The 22,075-nt window shown below is 59.3% G+C and carries 20 protein-coding genes; 15 read left to right on the top strand and 5 right to left on the bottom strand.

Features of this window, described 5'->3' with window-relative positions:
- The first annotated feature begins 434 nt into the window (after window positions 1-434).
- Both GT003_RS26820 and GT003_RS26825 read left to right on the top strand, forming a co-directional pair.
- The gene (locus GT003_RS26820) at window positions 435-1,925 is read left to right on the top strand and encodes a stalk domain-containing protein (RefSeq protein WP_161703791.1); all 1,491 of its coding nucleotides are present in this window, start codon (window positions 435-437) and stop codon (window positions 1,923-1,925) included.
- A 70-nt stretch (window positions 1,926-1,995) separates the two neighbouring features.
- A complete protein-coding gene (locus GT003_RS26825) occupies window positions 1,996-2,874 on the top strand; it encodes a helix-turn-helix transcriptional regulator (protein ID WP_161703793.1) in 879 nt (292 codons plus the stop codon).
- A gap of 191 nt (window positions 2,875-3,065) precedes the next feature.
- On the opposite strand, the gene GT003_RS26830 is transcribed toward GT003_RS26825, so the two are convergent.
- Window positions 3,066-3,866, bottom strand: coding sequence for a phytanoyl-CoA dioxygenase family protein (locus tag GT003_RS26830; RefSeq protein ID WP_161703794.1), 801 nt, complete (start codon window positions 3,864-3,866; stop codon window positions 3,066-3,068).
- Window positions 3,863-4,150 (bottom strand): hypothetical protein, encoded by a 288-nt coding sequence (locus GT003_RS26835; protein ID WP_161703796.1) that lies wholly within the window; start codon window positions 4,148-4,150, stop codon window positions 3,863-3,865. Before GT003_RS26835 ends, GT003_RS26830 begins: the two co-directional genes overlap by 4 nt.
- A 190-nt stretch (window positions 4,151-4,340) precedes the next feature.
- Here GT003_RS26835 and GT003_RS26840 point away from each other — a divergent pair, with 190 nt between their 5' ends.
- Together GT003_RS26840 and GT003_RS26845 are read left to right on the top strand one after the other, a co-directional pair.
- A complete protein-coding gene (locus GT003_RS26840) occupies window positions 4,341-5,639 on the top strand; it encodes an outer membrane protein assembly factor BamB family protein (RefSeq protein ID WP_161703798.1) in 1,299 nt (432 codons plus the stop codon).
- Window positions 5,640-5,824: 185 nt separating this feature from the next.
- On the top strand, window positions 5,825-6,328 hold the full coding sequence (locus GT003_RS26845; RefSeq protein WP_161703800.1) for a glutathione peroxidase: 504 nt from the start codon (window positions 5,825-5,827) through the stop codon (window positions 6,326-6,328).
- Between the two features lie 205 nt (window positions 6,329-6,533).
- Here GT003_RS26845 and fdhD read toward each other — a convergent pair whose 3' ends face one another.
- The 3 genes from fdhD to GT003_RS26860 form a co-directional block, all read right to left on the bottom strand.
- Window positions 6,534-7,349, bottom strand: coding sequence for a formate dehydrogenase accessory sulfurtransferase FdhD (gene fdhD / locus GT003_RS26850; RefSeq protein WP_161703975.1), 816 nt, complete (start codon window positions 7,347-7,349; stop codon window positions 6,534-6,536).
- 78 nt (window positions 7,350-7,427) lie between these two features.
- A complete protein-coding gene (locus GT003_RS26855; RefSeq protein ID WP_161703802.1) occupies window positions 7,428-9,803 on the bottom strand; it encodes an FdhF/YdeP family oxidoreductase in 2,376 nt (791 codons plus the stop codon).
- Between the two features lie 207 nt (window positions 9,804-10,010).
- A complete protein-coding gene (locus tag GT003_RS26860) occupies window positions 10,011-10,376 on the bottom strand; it encodes a Na-translocating system protein MpsC family protein (protein ID WP_161703804.1) in 366 nt (121 codons plus the stop codon).
- Window positions 10,377-10,601: 225 nt separating this feature from the next.
- Between GT003_RS26860 and GT003_RS26865 the strand changes: the two genes are divergently transcribed.
- The 11 genes from GT003_RS26865 to GT003_RS26915 all read left to right on the top strand — a co-directional run bounded on the left by GT003_RS26865 (window position 10,602) and on the right by GT003_RS26915 (window position 21,940).
- On the top strand, window positions 10,602-11,165 hold the full coding sequence (locus GT003_RS26865) for a PadR family transcriptional regulator (RefSeq protein WP_161703806.1): 564 nt from the start codon (window positions 10,602-10,604) through the stop codon (window positions 11,163-11,165).
- Between the two features lie 119 nt (window positions 11,166-11,284).
- Window positions 11,285-12,208 carry a DMT family transporter gene (locus GT003_RS26870; RefSeq protein ID WP_161703808.1) on the top strand — a complete coding sequence of 308 codons (924 nt, stop codon included), beginning with the start codon at window positions 11,285-11,287 and terminating at the stop codon, window positions 12,206-12,208.
- 501 nt (window positions 12,209-12,709) lie between these two features.
- Window positions 12,710-13,600, top strand: coding sequence for an ABC transporter ATP-binding protein (locus tag GT003_RS26875; protein WP_161703810.1), 891 nt, complete (start codon window positions 12,710-12,712; stop codon window positions 13,598-13,600).
- A gap of 52 nt (window positions 13,601-13,652) precedes the next feature.
- A complete protein-coding gene (locus GT003_RS26880) occupies window positions 13,653-14,405 on the top strand; it encodes an ABC transporter permease (protein ID WP_161703812.1) in 753 nt (250 codons plus the stop codon).
- A 4-nt stretch (window positions 14,406-14,409) separates the two neighbouring features.
- The gene (locus GT003_RS26885) at window positions 14,410-15,546 is read left to right on the top strand and encodes a sensor histidine kinase (protein WP_161703814.1); all 1,137 of its coding nucleotides are present in this window, start codon (window positions 14,410-14,412) and stop codon (window positions 15,544-15,546) included.
- A gap of 54 nt (window positions 15,547-15,600) precedes the next feature.
- Window positions 15,601-16,200: a response regulator transcription factor gene (locus GT003_RS26890; protein WP_161703977.1), complete on the top strand. Its 600-nt coding sequence runs from the start codon at window positions 15,601-15,603 to the stop codon at window positions 16,198-16,200.
- A 396-nt stretch (window positions 16,201-16,596) separates the two neighbouring features.
- Window positions 16,597-17,961, top strand: coding sequence for an S-layer homology domain-containing protein (locus GT003_RS26895; RefSeq protein ID WP_161703816.1), 1,365 nt, complete (start codon window positions 16,597-16,599; stop codon window positions 17,959-17,961).
- Between the two features lie 103 nt (window positions 17,962-18,064).
- Entirely contained in the window at window positions 18,065-19,015 is a 951-nt protein-coding gene (gene corA, locus GT003_RS26900; RefSeq protein WP_161703818.1) for a magnesium/cobalt transporter CorA, read from the top strand.
- Window positions 19,016-19,121: 106 nt separating this feature from the next.
- Window positions 19,122-19,409, top strand: a complete 288-nt coding sequence (locus tag GT003_RS26905; RefSeq protein ID WP_161703820.1) for a small, acid-soluble spore protein, alpha/beta type — start codon at window positions 19,122-19,124, stop codon at window positions 19,407-19,409.
- A 177-nt stretch (window positions 19,410-19,586) separates the two neighbouring features.
- Window positions 19,587-20,270, top strand: a complete 684-nt coding sequence (locus GT003_RS26910; protein WP_161703822.1) for a response regulator transcription factor — start codon at window positions 19,587-19,589, stop codon at window positions 20,268-20,270.
- On the top strand, window positions 20,267-21,940 hold the full coding sequence (locus GT003_RS26915; RefSeq protein WP_161703824.1) for a sensor histidine kinase: 1,674 nt from the start codon (window positions 20,267-20,269) through the stop codon (window positions 21,938-21,940). Before GT003_RS26910 ends, GT003_RS26915 begins: the two co-directional genes overlap by 4 nt.
- Window positions 21,941-22,075: the final 135 nt, after the last annotated feature.

Consider the following 22,075-nt stretch of genomic DNA (forward strand, 5'->3'; position numbering starts at 1 on the left):
CTGCCAGAAAACCAATTTCCCCATTTGATACTTCTTCGAGAATAGCAAGTTTCTCCAAAGCACTATACTTTCCTAGAGACATAAAAAACTCCCCTAACGATAACAGGTTTTATTATTTCACCTGTCTACCGTATGGGGAGCATATCAGACTTCCTTGGGCTGCTGCTGTTTCTTTTCGAGCGGTCGGCACATCACGGTAGCAATCGGGTCGCCGCTGGCGAGACAGCTATCTTTTTCGAACGCCGGGCCGGCTGTTTGTTCCCCGGTAGGCTTCGAGCCGCAGATCAGTGCAACCTTTTGCGATTGGGTGCGTCAATGCTTGCATAAGGTAAATCCAGGCAGATGTCGAACTTCGGTAAACGCCTTCTGCCCGCAAAAGCGGATGAGCGGGGACTGCGGTCACACGATCACGCATTCGAGAGGAGCATTCATAGATGATACAACTACGCAAACGTTCGCTCGTCGTAGCCGTGGCAGCCTGTCTCCTGTTGTTCTCGGCGGCGAGCGGAGCAGCCGCGAGTGCGGAGACGAGCAAAGAGGCGAGCGCGCCGGCTGCCAGCGGCACGGCGTTCAAGCAAATCCTGGCCGGCACTTATTATTCCGTCGCCCTGCGCGCCGACGGCACGGTATGGACCTGGGGTCGGAATTTATGGGGCGAGCTCGGCGTGCTGAAGGAGAATGCCGTCACCGCTATCGCGGCGCCTGTCCGTCTGCCGAATTTGTCGGGAATGACCGCGATTTCGACGAACGGTACCGGCATGCAGGTCGGGCTCAAGAAGGACGGCACCGTCTGGGAATGGGGGTCGATCGCGGGCTCGAAGTCATCGCCTCGAGACTCGGAGCTGCCGAAACAAGTGGCAGGGCTTGCGAACGTGAAGGCCGCGGCGGCATTCGGCGCCGGAGGCGGCATCGCGCTGCAAGGGGACGGCAAGCTGTTCGCGTGGACGCATGACGCCGCTGCCGGCGGGCTTCAGCTAAGACAAGTGCCCGGCGCATACGATTGGACGGATATGACATCCGGAGGGAATATCGTCACCGCGTTGGATGCGCAGGGCAGCGTCTGGGGAATTCGGGCCAATCAGGATGCGGACGGCGGCACGTCCGTTCCGACGCCATTTCGCATGACGGGTTTGCCGGCGATGAAGCAAGTATCGGGCGGAGGTTCCCTCCAATATGGCAAGCTGTACGGCGTCGATCGTAAGGGGAGCGCGTGGAGCTGGGAGTTGAATCCGAAGTCGTTAACCGCCGGTGCCGGAACTGCGCCAGCGACCCTGCCGGTCAAAGCGGTGCAAATGCATCAAGAGCTGAGGGTGAAAGAAATTCAGGGAGGCTTCTACGGGATCCTGCTGACCGAGAACGGAGAAGTTTGCGCGCTCGACAAAGGCACGACCGGCAAGTCCGGGACGGTTGGCACGCTCTCCGGTATCGTCTCGATCGCGGCCGGTTACCATCATAATCTAGCGTTGGACGACAAGGGGCGGATATGGGGCTGGGGAGGCGACAAATGGTACGAGAGCGGCAGCCTGACGTCGTCCCGGGACGGCATGCTGTATGCGCCGACGCCGATCCAGCCGGCGATCAGCGTCTACGTGAACGGCCGGCTGCTCGTATCGCCGTTTCCGGCCAGGATCGACAACGGCAGCGTCTCGGTGCCCATGAAGGCGGCGCTGCAGGCGCTGGGCGGCACCTTTGCCAGCAATCCGGCGGATAACACGACGAAGTTTGCGTATAAACAAAAGACGGCCGTGCTGCACCCGGACGGCAGCGGGGTCAGGGTGAACGACACGCAGGAGGTCTCGCTTCCCGCCATTAAGCGCGGATTCTCCGGCGTGACCATGATTCCCGCCTTTCTGCTGAAGCTCCTCGGCGTTCAAGCGACATGGGACGCGAAGCTCGGGGAACTGCGGCTGGACGGGAACCCATGAACGCGATGATGGCAATAAACGCAGCAATGATGGCAAAGAACGCAATGAACGCACTGGGCGGATCTCATACATGAACGGGACGGTTAGCATGCCAAGAGAAGCGTTAAGCAATTATATAGCCAATATGCAGCTGCAGCTGTCGGAAGCGGCGTATTTTCATTGCACGGCGAGCTGGCACCACATGGACGTATTGTCGGATTTCAATCGGCTCTATTATTTTCTGGGCGAGGGCGGCTATCTCCGTATCGGCCAGGAAGAGCTGTACCCGAAACGCGGTCAGCTGGTCGTGCTGCCGGCCGGCACGATGCTGTCGGTGCAGACGATGGAGGGCAGGGAGTTCGCCAAGTATTTCTGCCATTTTCAAGCCAAAAGCGGCGACCAGGAGCTGTTCCAGCTGCTGGATACGCCGAGCTGCGTGGATGCGGCGGATCCGGAGGCGACGGCGCGGACGTTCGGCGAACTGATTCGCCACTACCGCGGCGGCGAGCTGACGTCGATGCTGCGCGCGAAGCTGCTGCTCCAAGAGCTGTTGTGCCAGTTCATCGAGCGGGGCGGACAGACGAAGCTGCGGCAGCCGGTGGGCGGGCATGTCGATAAGGTCAGCCGGGTGCTTGCGTATATCGACCACCATTTGGCGGATGGCGTCACGCTGGAGCAGCTGGCGGAGCTGGCGCATTTTCATCCGAACTATTTTATCCGTTTCTTCAAGTCGGCGACGGGCCGTTCGCCCGTGCAGTACATGAACCAGCGGCGGATGGAGAAGGCGAAGTCCTGGATGGCCGCGACCGATATATCCGTCTCGGAAGCAGCCGAGCGGGTCGGCAGCTCGCTCTATCAATTCTCCAAAATGTTCAAACAGTACACGGGCGCCAGTCCCAGCGAATACCGTAAAATGATGCGAATGCAGCAGACGCGGGAGCTGCAGGAGGAGCGGGGGCTGAAGGGTTAGCCGATGGCTGGCATGGGTGGAGAGAAATGCGCTGCGCAGCTGCAGTACATAATCTGACGGGAACAACTTCACGGAGTAGAGCGCTAAGCTCGGCTTATTTACTACATAAAAAACAGCACAAAAGGGAGCTGTCCCGGAAGCAATTGCTTCGGGGCAGTTCCCTTTGTTCTTCACTGCGGGGGGAATGCGCCTTAGATCCCCATGCGCGTCAATGCTCCCTCGAACGAGACGTCGACGTTGTCGTCGCCGGTCACGTAGCGCCACAGCTTGGCGCGCTGCATATGATCGAGCCGGTCCTCGTTGCCCTGCCAGCGCTGGTAGCCCTGTCCGATAATGCGGCGAACCTCGGGGCTGTCGTAGCCTTCCAGATTAAAGAGGCCGCGCTGCTCCTGCCCCGGACGGAGACGAAGCTTGAAGACGTACCGCGTGCGGTCCGTGGCGTTCGGCTGCGCGCAGTGCCAGATGCCATGATGGAGAATGGCGAGCGTGCCCGCTTTGCCGGCAAGCTGCCGCTGTCCGATGATGTTTTTGTAGCGGGCGAGGCTGAACGTGTTGATTTTACGCAAATGCGAGCCGGGAAGGATGAGGGTCGGGCCCATCTCCGGCGGCGCGTCATGGGAGAAATAGAAGAGCTGGATGTCGAAGGCATGCGGCCGGACGTCGATGATGGAGTCTCCATGCCAGTCCTGGGCCACGGGATAGCGGTCCGGCACGATGTGGAGGAACGAATGGTCGTAAACCGGCCGAAGGCCGACGAGGCTTTGGATGATGCCCTGCACCTCCGGCAGCTCGAATACGTCGCGGATCGCCGCCGACGTCTCCCAGAACGTATGGCCTTGGCCGTTGGTACGTTGTTCCTCGTGGACTTTCTCGTTCAGATGCCGAGGCACGAACGCGTCGAGCAGCAGGAAACCGTCCGTCACGAACCGGGCCATCTGTTCCGCGCTCAGCAGATGCCGGGTATCGGCAGGGGTCATGTTCAAATTACTCATGCGATCGCCACCTTTCTCTCGAGCACGTATTCATAAGGCAAATGACCGGTGTCGTGTTCTTGTCCGGCTGGATAGTGGGGCAGCACGGGGACCTGCAGGACGTTCCATCCGTCGCGCATGGCATGCAGCACCGAAGCGTACGGAGGCACCGAGGCGTCTCCGGTATTCATCTGCAGGGCGTCCGCCGGCGCGGCGCCGTCGTACAGCGACCAGGCAATGACCGGCGACTTGAGATCCGGCGTCGTTAGATTCAGGAACAGGATTTGCTGTCTGGTTTCGTTCAAGCGAAGGAGCCTCCTCTGTTAAGCGGCGTTGGCACCGCGTGCATGCCCTCATTTTATCGGGAAGCGCCGTCGCTTGGGATATGCCGAATTAAGAACGATTTGTGTAAAATTAAGGTTATTATCGTAGGGTGTAACCTTTTACGCTTCGTTGTCGTCTACATAGCAACAAACAACGGAGAGGGGTGCCGGCATGCGTTTTTTTCAAAAGGCTGCGATGGTGATTGCACTGACTATGCTGGGAGGTGCGACGACGGTATTGGCGGACAGCATGGGCGGGCATACCTCTTATATCGGGAACAATCTGGACAATCCCGTTCACGTGCCGGATGCGCAAGCGGCGTGGTCGCAGGCGATGGATAAGCCCGCTGCCGACTACATGATGGGCGAGGGGACGGCCGTGACGGACGGGGAGCGGGTCTTCTTCCTGCAGAACGGCAAACTGGCCGCGGTCCAGGCGAGCACGGGCAAGAAGCTGTGGGCGTACGGAGGGAATCTGAAGGCTCCGCTGCTGGCGGACGGCGGACGGGTGTATGCGATGTCCGATGACGGCAGGCCGGTGTCGGTGAACGCCAAGACAGGCAGCAAGCTGTGGGCGTCCAAGACGACGGTGAAGGATGCGCGCAAGCTGTATTCGGACGGCGGACGGTTGTACGTGCAGAGCGCCGGCGTAACGGCCTTCCGGATCTCGGACGGCAACTACTCGTGGAAGCAGGGAGACTATTACGGCGACCTGGTGTTCAAAGGGAACTACATGCTGGCGGCGAGTGTCGTGTCGGGCGCGTACAGCTACGACGTGCTTCATGCCGTCGACTGCCGGACAGGCAAGCAGGCGTGGGAGCTGGCGAACGAAAGCCTGCCCATCGACATTCGCGGCGGCATCCTCCTCTCTGAGCGGCAAGGGACGATATTCAATCATGTGCTGCTGACGACGCTGGATTCCATCGATCTCGCAACGGGCAAAATCGTCAAGACGCGCGTGTACAATCCGGAACGCGTGGACGTCGCGAAGATCGACTTCTACGGCCCGGGGCAGGCTTGGGTTCAGGGGGACGACGTCTTTATCGCTTACGGGAATACCGTTTATCGTTATTCCCTCTTGGAAGACCCGGCCACGGCCAAGCGCGACAGCTATACGGCGCAGCAAGGCGTCGATCTGCGCTATGCGGCTGGCCCCTATGACGGACGGGTGTTCTATTCGAACGGAGACGGCGTCTACGGCGTGAAGATGGTAAACAAGTCCCCCGTCTTTTACAATGGCGGCATGTCCAACCCCGTGGCCCGCTTCGATCTGATCGGACACGGGATGTACGTCGCCCAAACCGACGGCAGGCTGATCGCGATGGATTTGATTACGGCAGAGCCGGTCGTGCGGCTGAATACGGGCGCGCGCGTATTCGGACCGACGTTGAAGATAGGCGCCATGATCGTCGTGCAGGCCCAAGGCAAGCTGATCGCGTTCAAGGAGCCGGCGCGGCTGGCGTTGAAATAAGCGGTACAGGATGAAATAAGCGGTACAGAGGGTGCGTCGTCCAACCTTGGGCGGCGCATTCGTCATTCTATCCGGATGCTTCCGAGGCCGTGGCCGAATGCCTGGAATAAACGATTGCGCTCTTTTCAAATGGCGGTTAATTGTTTAAAATAATATTGTGTAAAATTAAAATGAGGTGATTCGTGATGAGTGTTTATGATTTCACTGTCCACACGTCCCGAGGCGAGCAGAAGCCGCTGTCCGATTACCGAGGCAAGGTGCTGCTGATCGTGAACACCGCGACGAAGTGCGGTCTCGCTCCGCAGTTCAAGGGGCTCGAGCAGCTGCATCAGAAATACAAGGATGAAGGCCTTGCCGTGCTTGGCTTCCCATGCAATCAATTCCGGGAGCAGGAGCCGGTCAAGGACAGCGAGATGCAGGAAACCTGCCAAATTAATTTCGGCGTCACCTTTCCTTTGCTGGGCAAAATCGACGTTAACGGGCCGGATGCCGACCCGCTGTACAAGTATTTGAAGAAGGAAGCATCGGGCTTCCTGAGCTCCTCCATCAAGTGGAACTTCACCAAGTTTCTCGTGGATGCGGAAGGCCGCGTCGTGAAGCGGTTCTCGCCGACGACCAAGCCGAACAAGATCGAAGGGCAGATCCGGAAACTGCTCGAAGGCGCGAAGACCGAAACGCCGGTTGGATAAGGCGGGACCAACCGAGCAAGAAGCTAGGCGTCAGCGGATAATCGCATGCAAGCAGCGGATCGAGTTACAGGGAATAACGCCGTTAATCGAGGTTACAGGGAATAAAGCAAAGCGAAGAACCCTGGAGACTGCTTTTTCGAAGCAGTCTCCAGGGTTCTTTTTGGGTTGTTCGAGGGGGATGGGGCGCTGCGTTCTCGAAACGTCCTCACTCATCAAGTTGCCCGCGTGGTTCCTCCTCCACAATTCGCTCCCCGTGCGTGTAGACATTCATCTCATGTCCCCGAATGAAGCCGACGCAGGTGATGCCGAGATCGTCCGCGAGCTTCAGGGCGAGATCCGTCGGCGCGGACTTGGAGAGGAGGATGCCGACGCCGATTTTGGCGGCTTTCAGCACGACCTCGGAGGACAGGCGGCCGCTGAAGGCGATGATTTTGTCCGTCACGGCCAGGCGCTGGCCGAGGGCAAAGCCGAACAGCTTGTCGAGCGCGTTGTGCCGGCCGATGTCCGTACGCACGGCGATCAGCTCCGTCGCGGTGCAGAGCGCGGCGTTGTGCACGCCGCCCGTCAGCCGGAAGTCGCCGGAGCTGCGCTGCAGTAGACGCATGAGCGCCATGCACTGCGACGGCGTCACCGTCATGCGGCTCATCGACGTCCGGGCCGTGCGGGCATCGCTGCGAAAATAAAACTGCCGGCTCTTCCCGCAGCACGAGCCGATGAACCGCTTCGCGTAATCGTCCTTCCCGGTCGACTGCGGCCGATGCAGCTCCGCGTAGATGTAGCCGCGCTCCTCGTCGATCCGCAGCTCCTTCAAGTCGCGGGCTTCCCGGATGACGCCCTCCGAAGCCAGGAAACCGACCGCCAGCTCCGTCAGATCCGTCGGCGAGCAGACGATGGTCGCGAATTCCTCGCCGTCGAGCTCCACGGTCAGCGGATATTCGGACGCGATGTCGTCCTCGCGCAGGGAAGCGGCGCCGTCCGTATATTTACGAATCGGCCAGGTTGTCGTCACGTGGGGCAGCATGCTGATCTCCTCCTTGATGAACGTCTTCGTTTCGCTCTGGCGCATACCGGAAGGCTGCTCTTCCAGTCTGCCTCTCACTCATTTCACGATGGAATGGTCCTCGTCTTCCGACTCGAGGTCCAGCTCCGCGATCCGCTTCTCCACGTAACGGGAATCCTTCAGCGCATGGAACGTGTCCGCGCGCTCCATCACGACTGCCGTATTGTATTCCGGAATGCCGGCATGGGGTTCGTAGACCTTCTTCGGCAGCAGCGCGTTGCATTCCGGCCAGTACAGCTCCAAGTTGCCGGTGGCGATGGAAGCGAACCGCGCCCTGCCGTGGAACGTGCCGCAGCTATTGTAGAGCACGACCGCGTCGCCTTCCTTGATGTCGTGCTTCGCGCCGTCGTTCGGATGCATCAGCACGTCGTAGCGGTCGGCCGCATTGAACGGATCCTTGTCGCTGTAGATCATGGAGTTGAACTGTTTCCCGCGCCGGGAGGTGATATAGAAATGGCCTTCCGGCTTGCGCAGCTCCGGCAGCTCGATCGGCAGCAGGCGGCCGCGTCCGTCCTTCGTCGGACAGACGCCGCCCTCGCAGAGCCAGGCGCCGCCCCATTGGAACACGTCCCCCTTGCTCTTCAAATGCTGGATGCCGTCGTAATTCGGCGCGGCTAGGGCAATCTCCGCGCGCAGCGCATAGGCGCTCTTGAACGTAACCGCCTTGGCGCGGTCCGGGTAAACCCGCATGGCCAGGTCGCAGTAGATCTGCCATTCCGCGCGGGCTTCCCCGATGCGCGGCCCCTCGATCTCCGGCGAGAAATAGACCATTCGCTCGGTCGAGGTGGACGTACCGCCGCCGGGCTGTTCATAGCGCGTCATGGCGGGAAGCACGATGACGGCTTCCCGGGCGTCGGCGAGCGTCGACGTGTTCAAGACGATGTCCTGGTGGACGCGAACGTCGACGGATTCCAAGCAGGTACGGACGAAGTCCGGATCCGGCATCGTCTCCAGGAAATTGCCGCCGGAGGTGTAGAACAGCTTCAGCTTCCGCTCATGGTCATCCGGCAGCACCGCATTCTCCAGCGTGACGCCCACGATGTCGCCCTGCCACTTCGGCAGCCGGAAGCCCCAGATGCCCTCGATGCGAGGAATGTCCATCCCTTTGAACTCTCCGCCCGGCAGGCTGAACGGATCGGCGCCCATCTCGCCGGAGCCCTGCACGCCGCTGTGTCCGCGAATCGGCATGAGGCCGCAGTGCTCGCGGCCGAGGAAGCCGCGCAGCAGGGCCAGGTTCGCGACCTGCGAGATGTTGTCCGTGCCGAAGCGGTGCTGCGTCAAGCCCATGCTCCAGACGAAGACGCCCGACTTCGAGGCGGCGAGCAGCTCGGCGAATTCGGTCATCCGCGCGCGGGATAAGCCGGAGGAGCGCTCCAGCTGCGCCCAATCCTGCCGCAGCACATGCGCGCGGAGCGCTTCGTAGCCGCCGGCATGCTCGCGCACGAAGGCATGATCGATCGCGGAGCCCGGCTGTGCCGCTTCCATGTCGAACCAGTGCTTCATGACGCCGTGCATGAAGGCGATATCGCCGCCGATGTTGACCTGGTAGAAATCGTCGGCGATCCGCGTGCCGAACAAGGCCGACTCCGCAATGGAAGGTACCCAGTAGCCGTCCATCGCCGGCTCGCGGTACGGGTTGATGACGATGATGCGCGTTCCCTTGCGCTTGGCGGCATACATGTATTTGGTCGAGACCGGCTGGTTGTTCGCGGCGACGCTGCCCCAGAAGACGAGCACGTCCGTGCCGATCCAATCCTTGTAGCTGCAGCTCGAGGCGCCGATGCCGACGGACTGCTTCAGCGCCGTCTTGGACGGGGAATGGCAAATGCGGGACGCGTTGTCGATATTGTTCGTGCCCAGGAAGCGGGCAACCTTGGCCGCGGCATAATACGATTCGTTCGTGATGCCCCGCGCCGTCAGGTAAAAGGCCAGCTGCTTCGGATCGATGGCCCGGATGCGCGCCGCGATCATATCCAGCGCCTCGTCCCAGGACAGCCGGCTGAACGAGCGCTCGCCCTTGCGACGAATGAGCGGGTACGGCAGGCGGCCGAGCTTCCGCAGCGCCGCGCTGTCCATCCGGCGCAGCTCGTCGATATCCGCGTGCAGCACCGCGGGCTTGATGGCCGGCATCGTGTTCAGGCGCAGCAGGTTCAGGCGCGTCGTGCACACATGCGGTCCGGCGAGCGTCTGGTCGTAGAGCCCGGATACGCCGAGCGCGCAGCCGTCGCATACGCCCTGCGTCAGGATGCGGTAGGCGTAAGGCAGATTATCGCGATTCTCCGCCATCACCTTCAGCGTGTCGCGGATATGGTGCGGCTTTACTTTGCCGAGTCCGAACGGCATCTTGCTCACCCAAAGCTTGGGATCCGGACGGGAGGGCAGCTTGATCGGCCCCGTATGCTTCGTTTTCCCCATGGAACGTACCTCCTCCGATTCGCGGGACGCCTGCGGCTGGCGGACCGAGAGAAACAAAAAACCGCGCCGAGGCGGATTTTTCTTCCCCATGAAATCGGATGCGGCCCCTGTTTAGGGAAGCCGGCATTTCATAAGCCAAGAAAAAGTCGTCTCGTACGCGGTTAGTCTCTCGCAGGTTCGCTGCCAAGCGCCAACACGTTCAAACCATCAGCGGCTGCTGCCGAATTTGCGCTCGATATCTTGATCGAACACGAAGATCGACATGCCGAAATCTTTATCGATATCAATATCCACGAACAGCTCGACATACTGCGCGCCGACCAGTGCTTCCATCTCGAGCGGAGGGTGGCTGCGGTAAATTTCCTTTACCCATTGCGTGCGCGCTTCGCGCAGCATCTGCTTGCCGTCGTTCGCCGTCGCGATAAATTTCTCCACCGGCGACAGATTGCCTTCCATCTCGCAGATCGCCCAGTTCCTGCAGAACGTCGTCGTAATGCGGCCGGGCCCTTTGCCCATATGCCGCTTGCGGTAAGCTTTGACCAAATTGCTGAATTCCGCCTCGACCTTGTTCATGCCCTACACCTCGTTTGACCGCAGAACCGGTGACAGGAGCGCTGTTCCGTATCGTGCGGGATTGCCTGCAAGCCTAGCACATCTCATGGCCTTCTTCATTTCATCTTAGCAAGAAAGCGCAACCATGGCAATGAGGAGGCGCCAAGTATACGGCAAGGATAGGCGCTGCGGTTGATTTATGATACGATTTGGGCAAAAGAGAGATGTCTAGGGGGATTACGCAACATGCACGCACTGAACTCACTATCCAACGCCTTGCTCAGCATGCTGACGCGCAAGCCCTGCACGGGCTACGAGCTGACGAAGCTGCTGCAGTTATTCTGGCAGGCGCAGCACAGCCAGATCTATCCGCTGCTCGGAAAGCTGGAGCAAGGGGGCCTGGTCACGTTCGAGCTGATCTGCCAAACCGGGAAGCCGGACAAGAAGGTGTACAGCATCACGGACGCAGGCACGGCCAAGCTGCAGCAGTGGATTCGAGAGCAGCCCCCGATGGAATATCAGGAGCGCGATGAGTTTCTTATTAAAGTGTACGCCATCGGCGTCATGGAGCCGGAGACGGCGAGAAGGCTCTTCCTGGAGAGGCGGGATGCGCTGCTCGCGCGGCTTACCCGCCTGGAGGCTCAAATCAAGCTGATGGACGAAGAGGAAGGCATCCCCGTAACCGATCTGGCTTCCAGGCAGTTCGGGCGCTACCTGCTCTACCAGCGCAAGGTGCGCATCATCAAGGAAGAGATGGAGTGGGTCGACTGGTCGCTGCCCTTGTTCAAATCTTCCGTAACCATAGATTGAATCGCCCGGGCTGCCCTAGGAGGACGCCGATTTTTTTATATTGTATTTCCGCCTGGAATCCTGCACACTGAGGTCGAACGACAGAAGAGACCATGATTGGAATGGGGAACCGATAATCAATGAAGCAGGAACGCAAATGGATGTACTATATCGGATTGGCGGTCTGCGCCGCGATCTGGGGAGCGAATTTCGGCGTATCGCGCAAAGGAATGGAGACGTTCGATCCCGAGTTATTCGCTTTTTTGCGCTTCTCGCTGGCGCTGCCGTTCTTCTTCCTGATATTGAAGCTGAAGGAGGGCCGGATCGGGCTCCCGTTCAAGATGGTGCCGCGGCTCGCCCTGATGGGATTGTTCGGCATAACCGGGCTTGAAATCATGGTCATGTATTCCATTAAATATACGACGCTTGCGAATGCGTCGCTGCTCAACGTCGCGCCTTGGCCGATCTTCGCCGCGCTGTTCGGTCCGTTCTTCCTGCGCGAGCGGATCACGTCCCGTCTGGCGATCGGCGGGATCGCCGCCATGGTCGGCGTATGCTTCATTATCTTGGGCGGAGGGGCAGGCTTGGACGTCTCTTCGGACAATATGGTCGGGAACGTGCTGGCGTTTGCCGTGAGCATCATCGGAGCTTTGTTCAATCTGGCCTGCATGCCGCTCATGCGGCAATACTCCCCCTTGTTCGTCAGTACGTGGTACACCGTCTTCGGGGTGGCGTTCATGCTGCCGCTCACGATTCCGTCCTGGGGCAAAGTGGATTGGAGCGCGCTCGGCGGAGACGAATATACGGCCATTGCATTCAACGTGCTCGTCTGCACCGTCTTTGCCATTACCGCGTGGAACGCGAGCATGCTTCGGATCGGGGCGACGCGCGCGAACTTCTTCCGGTATCTCGTGCCGGCGTTCGCCGTAGCGGCGGGTTACTTGTTCTTCGATGAATCGATCAGCGCCTGGCAACTGGCCGGCGGCGTATTCATGGCGGCGGGCCTGGCGTGGATCAGCATGGAACGGGGAGACGGGACGACGATTTTGCAGAAGCCCGTGTAAAGCCTTATATAGAAAAAGACCGCAGAAATTGGACGACCCCCGCTTCATCCCGAAGCGGGGGTCTATTTGTGTAAGCGGGGCCTAGCGCCGGTATTCTTGCAGCACTGCCCTGTATAATAAGCGTAACCGCCAATGTCTTCCTGCGTTCATGTTACATCATGCACGAAAGCAACGAAAGCCCTAACCTCTCTATCGTCCTTGCGGTTCCTCGACCGCGCCAGTGTGAATCCGTGTTCCTTCAAGCAGCCGTGTTTAAAAGGAATAACTGTGGTGATTCATGGAGGGTAAATCACAATCAATCTGAGGAAAAAACTAGAGGTTACACTCGATATAACTACAGAGTATACACGTTTAATTGTAACCTGTCAAGTTACAGTTCCTTTAACGCGGCGCGACGTCAAAATGACATTTGTCATACGAAACGCATTACATTCATGCATACCGACCCGCGGCCCTGCCAAGTAAAATGTAAATAGAAGTCAGACGACAGGAGTGAACGGCATGAAAGCGGCGATTCAGTTAAACGGTGTAAGCAAGATCTATAAGGATAAGAAGGCCGTCGACAACTTGACGTTGTCCATCGCGGAAGGCACGGTAGTCGCGCTGCTCGGCCCGAACGGAGCGGGCAAGACGACGACGGTATCCATGATTCTCGGCCTGCACAAGCCGACGAAAGGAACCGTGAAGCTGCTCGGCGGCGACCCCGGCGATGCCCGCGTCCGCGACCGCATCGGCGCGATGCTGCAGGACGTGAGCGTCATCGAAGGATTGAAGGTCGGCGAGAGCATCAACCTGTTCCGCAGCTATTATGAGCGTCCGCTGGACCTGGATTACTTATTGAAGGTATCCAATCTGGAGTCCGAGAAGAACAAAATGGCATCGTCGCTTTCCGGCGGGCAGCAGCGCCGCCTCAACTTCGCGCTGGCGCTTGCGGGCGATCCCGAAGTCATCTTCCTCGACGAGCCGACGGTCGGCATGGACGTCACGTCCCGCCAGCTGTTCTGGGAAACGGTGCGCGCGATGGCCGGCAAGGGAAGGACGATCGTGCTGACGACCCACTACCTGGACGAAGCGGACAGCGTGGCCGATCGCATCGTCGTCATCAACAACGGCAAGATCATCGCCGACGGCACGCCGGGCGAGATCAAGTCCGAGACGACGGGACGCATGGTCACGTTCGTGGCGGGGCCGACGGTGACGACGGACGCGCTGCACAGGCTGCCGGGCGTCACCGACGTGGAGTGGAGCGGACGCCAGGTGAAAGTGTTCAGCAACGATACCGATGCGCTCATCAAGGCGCTCGTACTAGAAAACTTCGACATGCGCGATATCGAAATCTCGACCGGCGGCCTGGAAGACGCGTTCCAAGCGCTCGTTCAGCAAGCGAATTAAGCAAGGCGGATAAACCGCATATACCATTATGAATTAGGGGATGAATACACAAATGAATCAAACGATGCTTCGGGCAACGATCGCCCAATGCAAAGCGGAATTGCTGCGGACGATCCGCAATCGGCGGTTTGTCATATTTTCGGTCATCATGCCGGTACTCTTTTTCTTCCTGTTCTCCAGCGCGGTCGGCGGCGAGAAGGTCGAAGGCGTGGATTTCACGTCCTACTATTTGATGTCCATGACCTGTTACGGCATTATCGGCGCAAGCTTCACGACCTTCAGCCAGCGGCTGTCCCGAGAGCGTTCCCAAGGCTGGATCCGGCTGCTCAAGATTACGCCGCTCCCTTCCTGGGCGTACATCGTATCCAAGATCGGCGCGCAGGCGGTCATTAACCTCTTCATCGTCGTCATGATGTTCCTGATCGGCGGCATCGGCAAACATATCGATCTGCCCGTCTCCACTTGGTTGTCGTGCGGCGCATGGATCTGGGTCGGCGGCATGTCCTTCATGGCGCTCGGCACGTTGTTCGGCTCGATGCGCAATGCGGATGCGGTGCAGGTCATCGGCATGATCGTGTACATGGGGATGTCCGTCCTCGGCGGCTTGTGGATGCCGATCTCGACGATGTCGTCGACGATGCAGGATATCGCCAAAGCGCTGCCGACGTACCGGCTTGGCCAAGGCGCCTGGAATATGCTCGGGGGAGGCGCGCTCGATTGGACCGGCGTCGGAATCCTGGCTGCTTACGTGATCGTGTTCATGGTATTATCATCCTATATCATGAAAAAGCAGGAAGCGGTGTAACTCCATGCGCAAATGGAACAGGCGGTCCGCTCAGGGACCGCCTCTCGTTTTTTCGTTGGTTTGGCTGGTTTATCTTGCCTTTCCGCTCACGGCTTTATTGGAGCTTCCGACGCTTCAGCTGATCGAGGGGCTGCTCGTCATGGTCGTGTTCATCGTGCTCTACGTGAGCGGGTACGTGCTGCAGCGTGCGCGGCTGGCCGCGGTAATCGGACTGCTGGTCATCGTGCTTGCGTTCTGCCTCACCTTCGACGCCAGCGGGATCTATATGACCTTCTATGCGGCGCCGCTTATCGGCCTGCTGAAGCGACGCTGGGAGATGTATGCCGGCTACGGCGCGATGTTGGGGCTGATGGTTTTCGACGTCGTATATTATCGTATATATGACGACCACGAGCTGCTCGTGCAGCTATTCCCCGCCATGGTCGTCATGCTGATCATCCCGGTCGGCATGCAGCTGGGCCAGCGGTCGAAAGAAATCCGGAAGAAGCTGACGCTGGCGAACGAAGAGATCGCGCGGCTGTCCAAGAACGAGGAGCGGCAGCGCATCTCGCGGGATCTGCATGACACGCTGGGCCATACGCTGTCGCTCATTACGCTGAAGAGCGAATTGGCCGAGAAGCTGATCGCCAAGCATCCGGAGCGCGCCGTGCAGGAGGTCAAGGATATCCAGGCGACGTCGCGCGCCGCGCTTAAGCAGGTGCGGGAGCTCGTGTCGGGCATGAACGCGGTCACGGTTCGTCTGGAGGTCGACCACGCCAAGCAGATTCTGGCCGCTGCCGGCATCGTGCTGGAGCAGCGGGGCGATCTTGACGGCGCGATCCCTTCGCCGCTGATCGATAATATACTCGGCATGTGCCTGCGGGAGTCGGTCACGAACGTCGTGAAGCACAGTCAGGCTCGATCGTGTACGGTGGGGCTGCGGCGCGATCCGGGCAGCCTTCGGCTCACGGTCGAGGATAACGGCATCGGCCTCGCGAAGTCGGAACAGGCCGCGGCAGGGAGCTGCAACGGCATGAAGGGCATGCGCGACCGGCTGAAGTTAATCGAAGGCGAGATGAAGGCCGAGACGGCGGAGTCCGGGCAAGGAACGCGGATCGTATTTACGGTGCCGATCGTGCACAAAGCAGGGAAAACCGAGTAGGAGTATACCCTTGTGAATATGAATTGGGGACGGAGCGGAGAAGGAGGGGGAGCGATGAAAGTCGTCGTGGCGGAAGATCAGGGGATGCTGCGGGGCGCGCTGAGCGCATTGCTCGATTTGGAAGACGATATCGAAGTCGTGGCTCAGGCGGCCGACGGGCTTCAGGCGCTGGACTGCATTCAACGATTACAGCCGGATATTTGCGTGATGGATATCGAAATGCCTCATATGAGCGGACTGGACGTCGCGGAGAAGCTCAAAGAGATGAATCATGCATGCAAGGTCGTTATTCTGACGACCTTCTCGCGCTCGGGGTATTTTCAACGCGCGCTCAAGGCCGGCGCACGCGGCTTCCTGCTCAAGGATTCGCCGATCGATGAGCTGGGCGCCGCATTGCGGACCGTTTACAAAGGCGGCAGGGCCGTCAGTCCGGAGCTGGCGCTGTCGCTCTTCGACAGCGAGAATCCGCTGTCCGAGCGGGAACGCGAGGTGCTGCGGCTGGCGGCCGAAGGACTCTCCGCGGGCGACATCGCCGGCAGGCTCTACTTGTCGGCGGGCACGGTGCGCAACTACTTGTCCGAGGCGATTCAGAAACTGGAGGCCAAGAACCGGATCGATGCGATCAGCATTGCGGAGAAGAGCGGCTGGCTTTAAGGAGAGAGGAACAGTGGCGGGCGTTCTGAACATTCTAAAATACTAGGCATGCAGTCTCCTATGGCCCAACCTCGAAACATCCGGATTTCCGGTCGTTTCGAGGTTTTTTTGCATGCAGCCAAGCAACTTTCGACTGCGCGGAGCGTCATATACGGGGATGGCAAATGGTTCAAGTTCTTGTAAAAAGTGTACATGAATATGTTAAACTACTATTTTGAAATAGCTTCCTAGAATCAAGCTTAATTTGAAGAATCATAGGATTAAGGCTGCATTAACGAGCGCCAGTCGGGAGGGTCACGGAACAAGATGCGGAAATCAAGGATTGCACTAGTCGTAGTTATGGCGTTGCTGGCAGGTCAGATAAGTTGGATAACGAGGCCGGCCGAGGCGGCGGCGATGGGGGCGCCCAGCGCGTGGGCCAAACAGGAGATCGATGCGGCGATCTCGAGCGGATTGATTCCCCACGGATTGACGAACAGCTATCAATTAGCGCTGACGCGGCAGGAATTCAGCGATATGGCGGTGCAGCTGTACGAAGTGCTGACCGACGAGAAGGCAGGGCTGCCGGCCAACGATCCGTTCAAGGATACGAGCAGCCCGGCCGTACTGAAGGCTTACGCGCTCGGCATCGTGAAAGGAACCGGGGCAGGCACCTTCTCTCCCAAAGCGACGATCACCCGGGAGCAGCTGGCGGTCATGCTTTATAACACGCTTGCGGCGTCCGGCTTCGGAGACGAGCTCTCCGCCGGCAGAGGCAAGATTCCCGTCTTCGCCGACGCGAATAAGCTGGCCGCTTGGTCGGCCGAGGCCGTCGGTTTGCTGACCGCGAACGGTTTGATGAAGGGCGACGGAACGGGTACATACGCAAGATTTCTGCCGAAGGCGACGACGACGCGGGAGCAGTCGATCGTGCTCGTCTATCGGATTTTCGAACAGTTCGGCCGCTACTTCGTCCGGAACGAATCGGATCTGATCAGCGCTGCGCTCCAGGCCAAACCGGTCGTCATCAAGGATGAGCGGGCGAGGAAGGTGGACGAGCAGGCGCGCGCCATATTGGCGGCGATCATTCAGCCCAGCATGACGGATTTCGAGCGCGAGCTGGCCATTCATGATTACATCGTGCTCCACACCGCCTATGATTACGCCAATTTCCAGCGGGGGACGGTTCCGGCCGATTCTTATACGATGTACGGCCTCCTTACGAACGGTATCGCGGTGTGCCAGGGCTATGCGTATACGGCGCAGCTGCTGCTGCGGATGGCCGGCATCGAAGCCTATTACGTCAGAGGCTCGGCCAATGACGGACCGCATGCATGGAACAAAGTGAAGATCGGGGACGCCTATTACAACTTGGACGTGACGTGGGATGATCCCGTGCCGGACCAAGAGGGCAGGCTCGCTTACGGGTATTTCAACGTTACGGACGAGGAGCTTCGGCGCGATCATATATGGACCGACAAGCTGCCGCAGGCGACCGCGCGCACGTTCAATTACCATACGGTTAACGGCTTGACCGTGGACAGCCCCGCCGCATTGGAAGCCATGGTCGACGCTGCGATCAGAGCCGGCGTGACCTCGCTTTCGCTGAAGCGTACCTATAAGGACGCTGCGGGGAAGGACGCATGGGACGATTTGATCGCGCACTATCCGAACACGCGCATCGTCATTTCGACGGACAGCAGCCAGGTCTTGAATTTCGCGTTCACGTATCTAAGCGAAGAGGAGCCGGCGCCGGCCGATGCGGTCCAACCGGGTATCTGAGTCCTTTGCCCTTCCGTCCTACTTTGCGTCGGCGAATTCCAACATGCTAAACTATCTACAATAATCATGCCAAAATGAATCGAAAAGACGGAGTGCCTGGATTATGATACGAATTTTAGCCGTAACGGACGACCATCAAGTTCTGCAATTGTCTTCGCTGGGCGAATTGGCCGGCCATAAGGTCAGATGGTACTGGGCGGATTTCAGCTCGCCCTCGTCCGAGGAAGCGAAGCTGCTGGACAGTTATTTTCATTTTCATCCGCTTGCGATCGAGGATTGCCTGTTTTATTTGCAGCGTCCTAAGATGGATCATTACGACGACGTGCATTTCCTCGTCGTGCATGCCATGTCCCAAGACACGCTGCAGGCGCAGGAGGTCGACTTGTTCATCGGACCGAACTATCTGGTCAGTTATCATCTGCACCCGCGCCATGAGCTGGATCGTGCCTGGGAGAAGGTTCTTCACAAGCCGCACAAGGAGGCGCATGGCTGCCTGCATGCCGCCTACACGGTCATCGACGAGCTGGTCGATGAATATTTTCCTGCCGCCCAGGCGATCGAGGATCAGATCTTGGAATTCGAGACCGGTCCGCAGGAGCAGGGCATCCAGCAGAAGCTCGCCCAAGTGTTCGAGATCCGCAACAAGCTGCTGAAGCTGCGCAAGACGGTCGTTCCGATGCGGGAACTGCTTTATCGCGTGCTCAATACGCAGCGGATCGAGGACCTGCGCCATTTTCATCTCTTTTTTACCGATATCTACGATCATCTGCTGAAGCTGTCCGAAATCATCGATTCCAACCGGGAGATGACCTCCGATCTTCGCGATCATTACATGTCGCTCAGCGGCAATCGAATGAATACGATTATGAAGACGCTGACTGTCATTACGGTCATTTTCATGCCGCTGACGTTTATCGCTGGCATCTACGGCATGAATTTCAGTTATATGCCCGAGCTGACGTGGCACGGCGGGTACTTCGGCGTGCTGTTCGTCATGGCGGCGCTGGCCGTCTTGATGTATGCCTGGTTTAAAGTGAAAGGCTGGTTCGATTAACGGCTGCCGCTGCCGATCCGAGTTCGGATTGGCGAATTGACCGCTGCATAACATCGCCTCCGTTCGGGGAACGTACTCCTAGATAGTCTTGAGGAGGCGATGGCAGATGGCAAGACGCAGTCGGAGGAAACATCTCGTTGCAGGCGCGGGTGCCGCGATGAGCGCGTTCAAGGCGGAAGTGATGCGGCGGGAAGGATTCGTCGTCAATCCCGGCCGGCCGGACGACGTGAAATTCGAAGTGGCGCAGTCGCTCGGCATTCCGCTGGAACACGGCTATAACGGCAATGCTTCCACGGAGTCGATGGGTCAGATCGGAGGGCAGATCGGCGGCGCAATGGTCAAGGAACTCGTGCGGATGGCGCAGGAGAAGCTGGCGAACGGCAGCGGCCGCTAGGAATAGCCGTGCGCTCGCGGGAAGCGGCGCTGTGTTTCGCTTAAAATGAACGTTGACCATCTGCGGCCCTCGCAGGTGGTTTTTTGCGTTTTCATCTGATTTTCAGATTCGTTTCAGTTCGGTTTCAGAATCGCGGGTTACACTTAGCCTATCTAATTCAATGGGGGTTGTTTGCCTATGCCCGCGGCTATTCTTGTCATCGAGGACGATCACTACATTCAGGAGCTTATCGCGGAGTTTCTGCGAGCCCAGCCGTATGAAGTCGACGTAGCGGGGGACGGGCTGGAAGGCTGGCAGAAGTTCCAGGCCGGTACATACGATCTCGTCATTCTCGATTTAATGCTGCCTACGATGGACGGCTATTCGGTGTGCAGGCGGATTCGCGAGAAAGGGAACACGCCGGTTATCGTACTGACCGCGCTCGCCGAGGAGAAGGACCAGCTGAGGGCGTTCGAGGAAGAGGCGGACGATTATATTACGAAGCCGTTTTCGTTTCACGTGCTGATGAAGCGCGTGGAAGCGGTACTGCGGCGCTCGCGCGGCGCGCTTGCCGGGGAGCAGCTGTGGGGCGGCCGGCTGCGGTTGGATGCGGATGCGTACAAGGTTTTCGTCGACGGCAAGATCGTGGAGACGACGACGAAGGAGTTCGACATTCTGCACACGCTCATTCATAACGCCGGCCGGATCATGACGCGCGACATGCTGCTGGACAAGGTCTGGGGCTACGATTATTACGGGGATTCCCGGATCGTGGACGCGCATATCAAGAACATTCGCAAGAAGCTCGGCATTTCCATTATCCGCACGGTTAAAGGGGTCGGCTACTCGCTCGAGTCGGAGCTCGCGGGGGTAGGCGGATGATCCGGCGCAGGGGCATTCGCTTCAAGATCTTTCTCGTTACGACGGCGCTGCTCGTCGTCTCGTCCCTACTCATCTATCTGACGCTCTATTTCATGCTTCCGGGCTATTATAAGACGATCAAGCAGTCCCGGCTGGAGAGCGGGATGAGCGAGCTGGTGCACGGCGTAGACGGGCTGCCGGCGGAACAGGCGCTGCCGCTGATCGCCCAGTTCGGGCAGGAGCATAACGCCGCCATGATGCTGCGCGATAAGGACGGGGGCGGCTATTACATCCCGCCGAATTTTCGTTCCTTCAAGGGTTGGTTATCCGAAGGCGCGGCAGCGGGCGATTATCCGCTGCTGCGCAAGCAAATGGAAACCGGCCGGTTCGTGGACGGGCGTGACGGCGCGTTGGTCCGCGGCATGTCGAAGGCAGGCGGCAATCAGCGGGATATTCTGAGCTCGGAGCGGAAGATCTCGTTCGCCGAGAGCGATGAATCGTTCACGCTGTACGTGGATGCGCCGCTGCAGCCGATCGGGGAAGCGGCGGGCGTCATCCTGCTCTTCCTGCCGTATATGCTCATTCCGATTCTGTTGATCGCGATCGGCGGCGCGTTTATCTACGCCCGGTTGATCGCCCGGCCGCTGTTGTCGCTGAATGGCGTAGCGCATCGGCTGGCGCGGCTGGACTTCACGGCGACGGAGCCCGCGCTGAAGTCGCGCGACGAGCTCGGCGAGCTGTCGCTCAGCTTGAGCAAGCTGGCGGTTAATTTGCAGTCGACGATGGGCGAGCTGCAGGGCGCCAACGCGCAGCTGAAGAGCGACATCGAGCGGGAGCGCGAGCAGGAGGCCAAGCGGCGCGAGTTCGTGGCGACGATCTCGCATGAGCTGAAGACGCCGATTACGGCGGTCAGCGGCCAGCTCGAGGCGATGATCGGCAATGTCGGTCCGTTCCGCGACCGCGACACGTATCTGCGCAAGTCCTATACGATCATGCAGGATATGGACAAGCTGGTGCACGAGATTTTGGAGCTGTCGAAGCTGGAGAGCCGCGACTTCCGGCCGCTCATGCGGAAGGTGGATCTGACGGAGCTCGTTCGGGAAGCCATGAACAACATGAGCTATCTCGCCGGCGTCAAACATATGGAGCTCGCCTGCGAGCTGCCCGAAGAGGCGATGATCGTCGCCGACGAGCGGCTGATCGCGAAGGCCGTATCGAATATTATTACGAATGCGGTGCAGTACTCGGGCGACGGCGAGCGGGTGTACGTACGTCTTGCGGAAGAACGCCTGGGCAACGAGGGCGCGGAGCGGATCGGGCTTGTGCCGGAGCGGGCGTCCGTGGGTACAGGCGCCGCATTCGACGGCTCGGAGCCGGATGGCGTAACGTATACTGGCGTGAAGCCGGCTGGCCGTGACGGCGGGTTGGCGGCGGACGAGGGGATGGAAGAACCGCTGCTGCGGTATAGGCTCGAGGTGCTGAACACCGGCGTGCAGCTGGATGAGTCGAAGCTGCCCCGCTTGTTCGAACCGTTCTTCCGCGAGGAGCAGTCGCGCAGCCGTTCGACGGGCGGCAGCGGGCTCGGGCTGTATATCGTGAGCAAGGTGCTGGATGCCCATGGCGCCAAGTACCGGATCGGGAACACGCCGGAGGGCGTGCGGTTCAGCGTGCTGCTGCGGGGAGCGGCGTGAGTGCCGGGGGGAGAGAATTGCGCACGGCGTGAGTGCCGAGCTAGAGAATTCCCGCAAAAGGAAAGCTCCGCCTGAGGGCGGACTGGCCTCTCTAAAGCTGCCTAGCAGGCACGAATTCCGCGCTGTAGAGGTTTG

It is taken from the genome of Paenibacillus sacheonensis (genome assembly GCF_009909195.1).
GTDB lineage: Bacteria > Bacillota > Bacilli > Paenibacillales > Paenibacillaceae > Paenibacillus_Z > Paenibacillus_Z sacheonensis.

What these genes read in the sequence shown, in the direction of transcription:
- GT003_RS26820 (WP_161703791.1), top strand. Translation starts at nt 435, where the DNA reads ATGATACAACTACGCAAACGTTCGCTCGTCGTAGCCGTGGCAGCCTGT.
- GT003_RS26825 (WP_161703793.1), top strand. Translation starts at nt 1,996, where the DNA reads ATGAACGGGACGGTTAGCATGCCAAGAGAAGCGTTAAGCAATTATATA.
- GT003_RS26830 (WP_161703794.1), bottom strand. Translation starts at nt 3,866, where the DNA reads ATGAGTAATTTGAACATGACCCCTGCCGATACCCGGCATCTGCTGAGC.
- GT003_RS26840 (WP_161703798.1), top strand. Translation starts at nt 4,341, where the DNA reads ATGCGTTTTTTTCAAAAGGCTGCGATGGTGATTGCACTGACTATGCTG.
- GT003_RS26845 (WP_161703800.1), top strand. Translation starts at nt 5,825, where the DNA reads ATGAGTGTTTATGATTTCACTGTCCACACGTCCCGAGGCGAGCAGAAG.
- fdhD (WP_161703975.1), bottom strand. Translation starts at nt 7,349, where the DNA reads ATGCTGCCCCACGTGACGACAACCTGGCCGATTCGTAAATATACGGAC.
- GT003_RS26855 (WP_161703802.1), bottom strand. Translation starts at nt 9,803, where the DNA reads ATGGGGAAAACGAAGCATACGGGGCCGATCAAGCTGCCCTCCCGTCCG.
- GT003_RS26860 (WP_161703804.1), bottom strand. Translation starts at nt 10,376, where the DNA reads ATGAACAAGGTCGAGGCGGAATTCAGCAATTTGGTCAAAGCTTACCGC.
- GT003_RS26865 (WP_161703806.1), top strand. Translation starts at nt 10,602, where the DNA reads ATGCACGCACTGAACTCACTATCCAACGCCTTGCTCAGCATGCTGACG.
- GT003_RS26870 (WP_161703808.1), top strand. Translation starts at nt 11,285, where the DNA reads ATGAAGCAGGAACGCAAATGGATGTACTATATCGGATTGGCGGTCTGC.
- GT003_RS26875 (WP_161703810.1), top strand. Translation starts at nt 12,710, where the DNA reads ATGAAAGCGGCGATTCAGTTAAACGGTGTAAGCAAGATCTATAAGGAT.
- GT003_RS26880 (WP_161703812.1), top strand. Translation starts at nt 13,653, where the DNA reads ATGAATCAAACGATGCTTCGGGCAACGATCGCCCAATGCAAAGCGGAA.
- GT003_RS26885 (WP_161703814.1), top strand. Translation starts at nt 14,410, where the DNA reads ATGCGCAAATGGAACAGGCGGTCCGCTCAGGGACCGCCTCTCGTTTTT.
- GT003_RS26890 (WP_161703977.1), top strand. Translation starts at nt 15,601, where the DNA reads ATGAAAGTCGTCGTGGCGGAAGATCAGGGGATGCTGCGGGGCGCGCTG.
- GT003_RS26895 (WP_161703816.1), top strand. Translation starts at nt 16,597, where the DNA reads ATGGGGGCGCCCAGCGCGTGGGCCAAACAGGAGATCGATGCGGCGATC.
- corA (WP_161703818.1), top strand. Translation starts at nt 18,065, where the DNA reads ATGATACGAATTTTAGCCGTAACGGACGACCATCAAGTTCTGCAATTG.
- GT003_RS26905 (WP_161703820.1), top strand. Translation starts at nt 19,122, where the DNA reads ATGGCAAGACGCAGTCGGAGGAAACATCTCGTTGCAGGCGCGGGTGCC.
- GT003_RS26910 (WP_161703822.1), top strand. Translation starts at nt 19,587, where the DNA reads ATGCCCGCGGCTATTCTTGTCATCGAGGACGATCACTACATTCAGGAG.
- GT003_RS26915 (WP_161703824.1), top strand. Translation starts at nt 20,267, where the DNA reads ATGATCCGGCGCAGGGGCATTCGCTTCAAGATCTTTCTCGTTACGACG.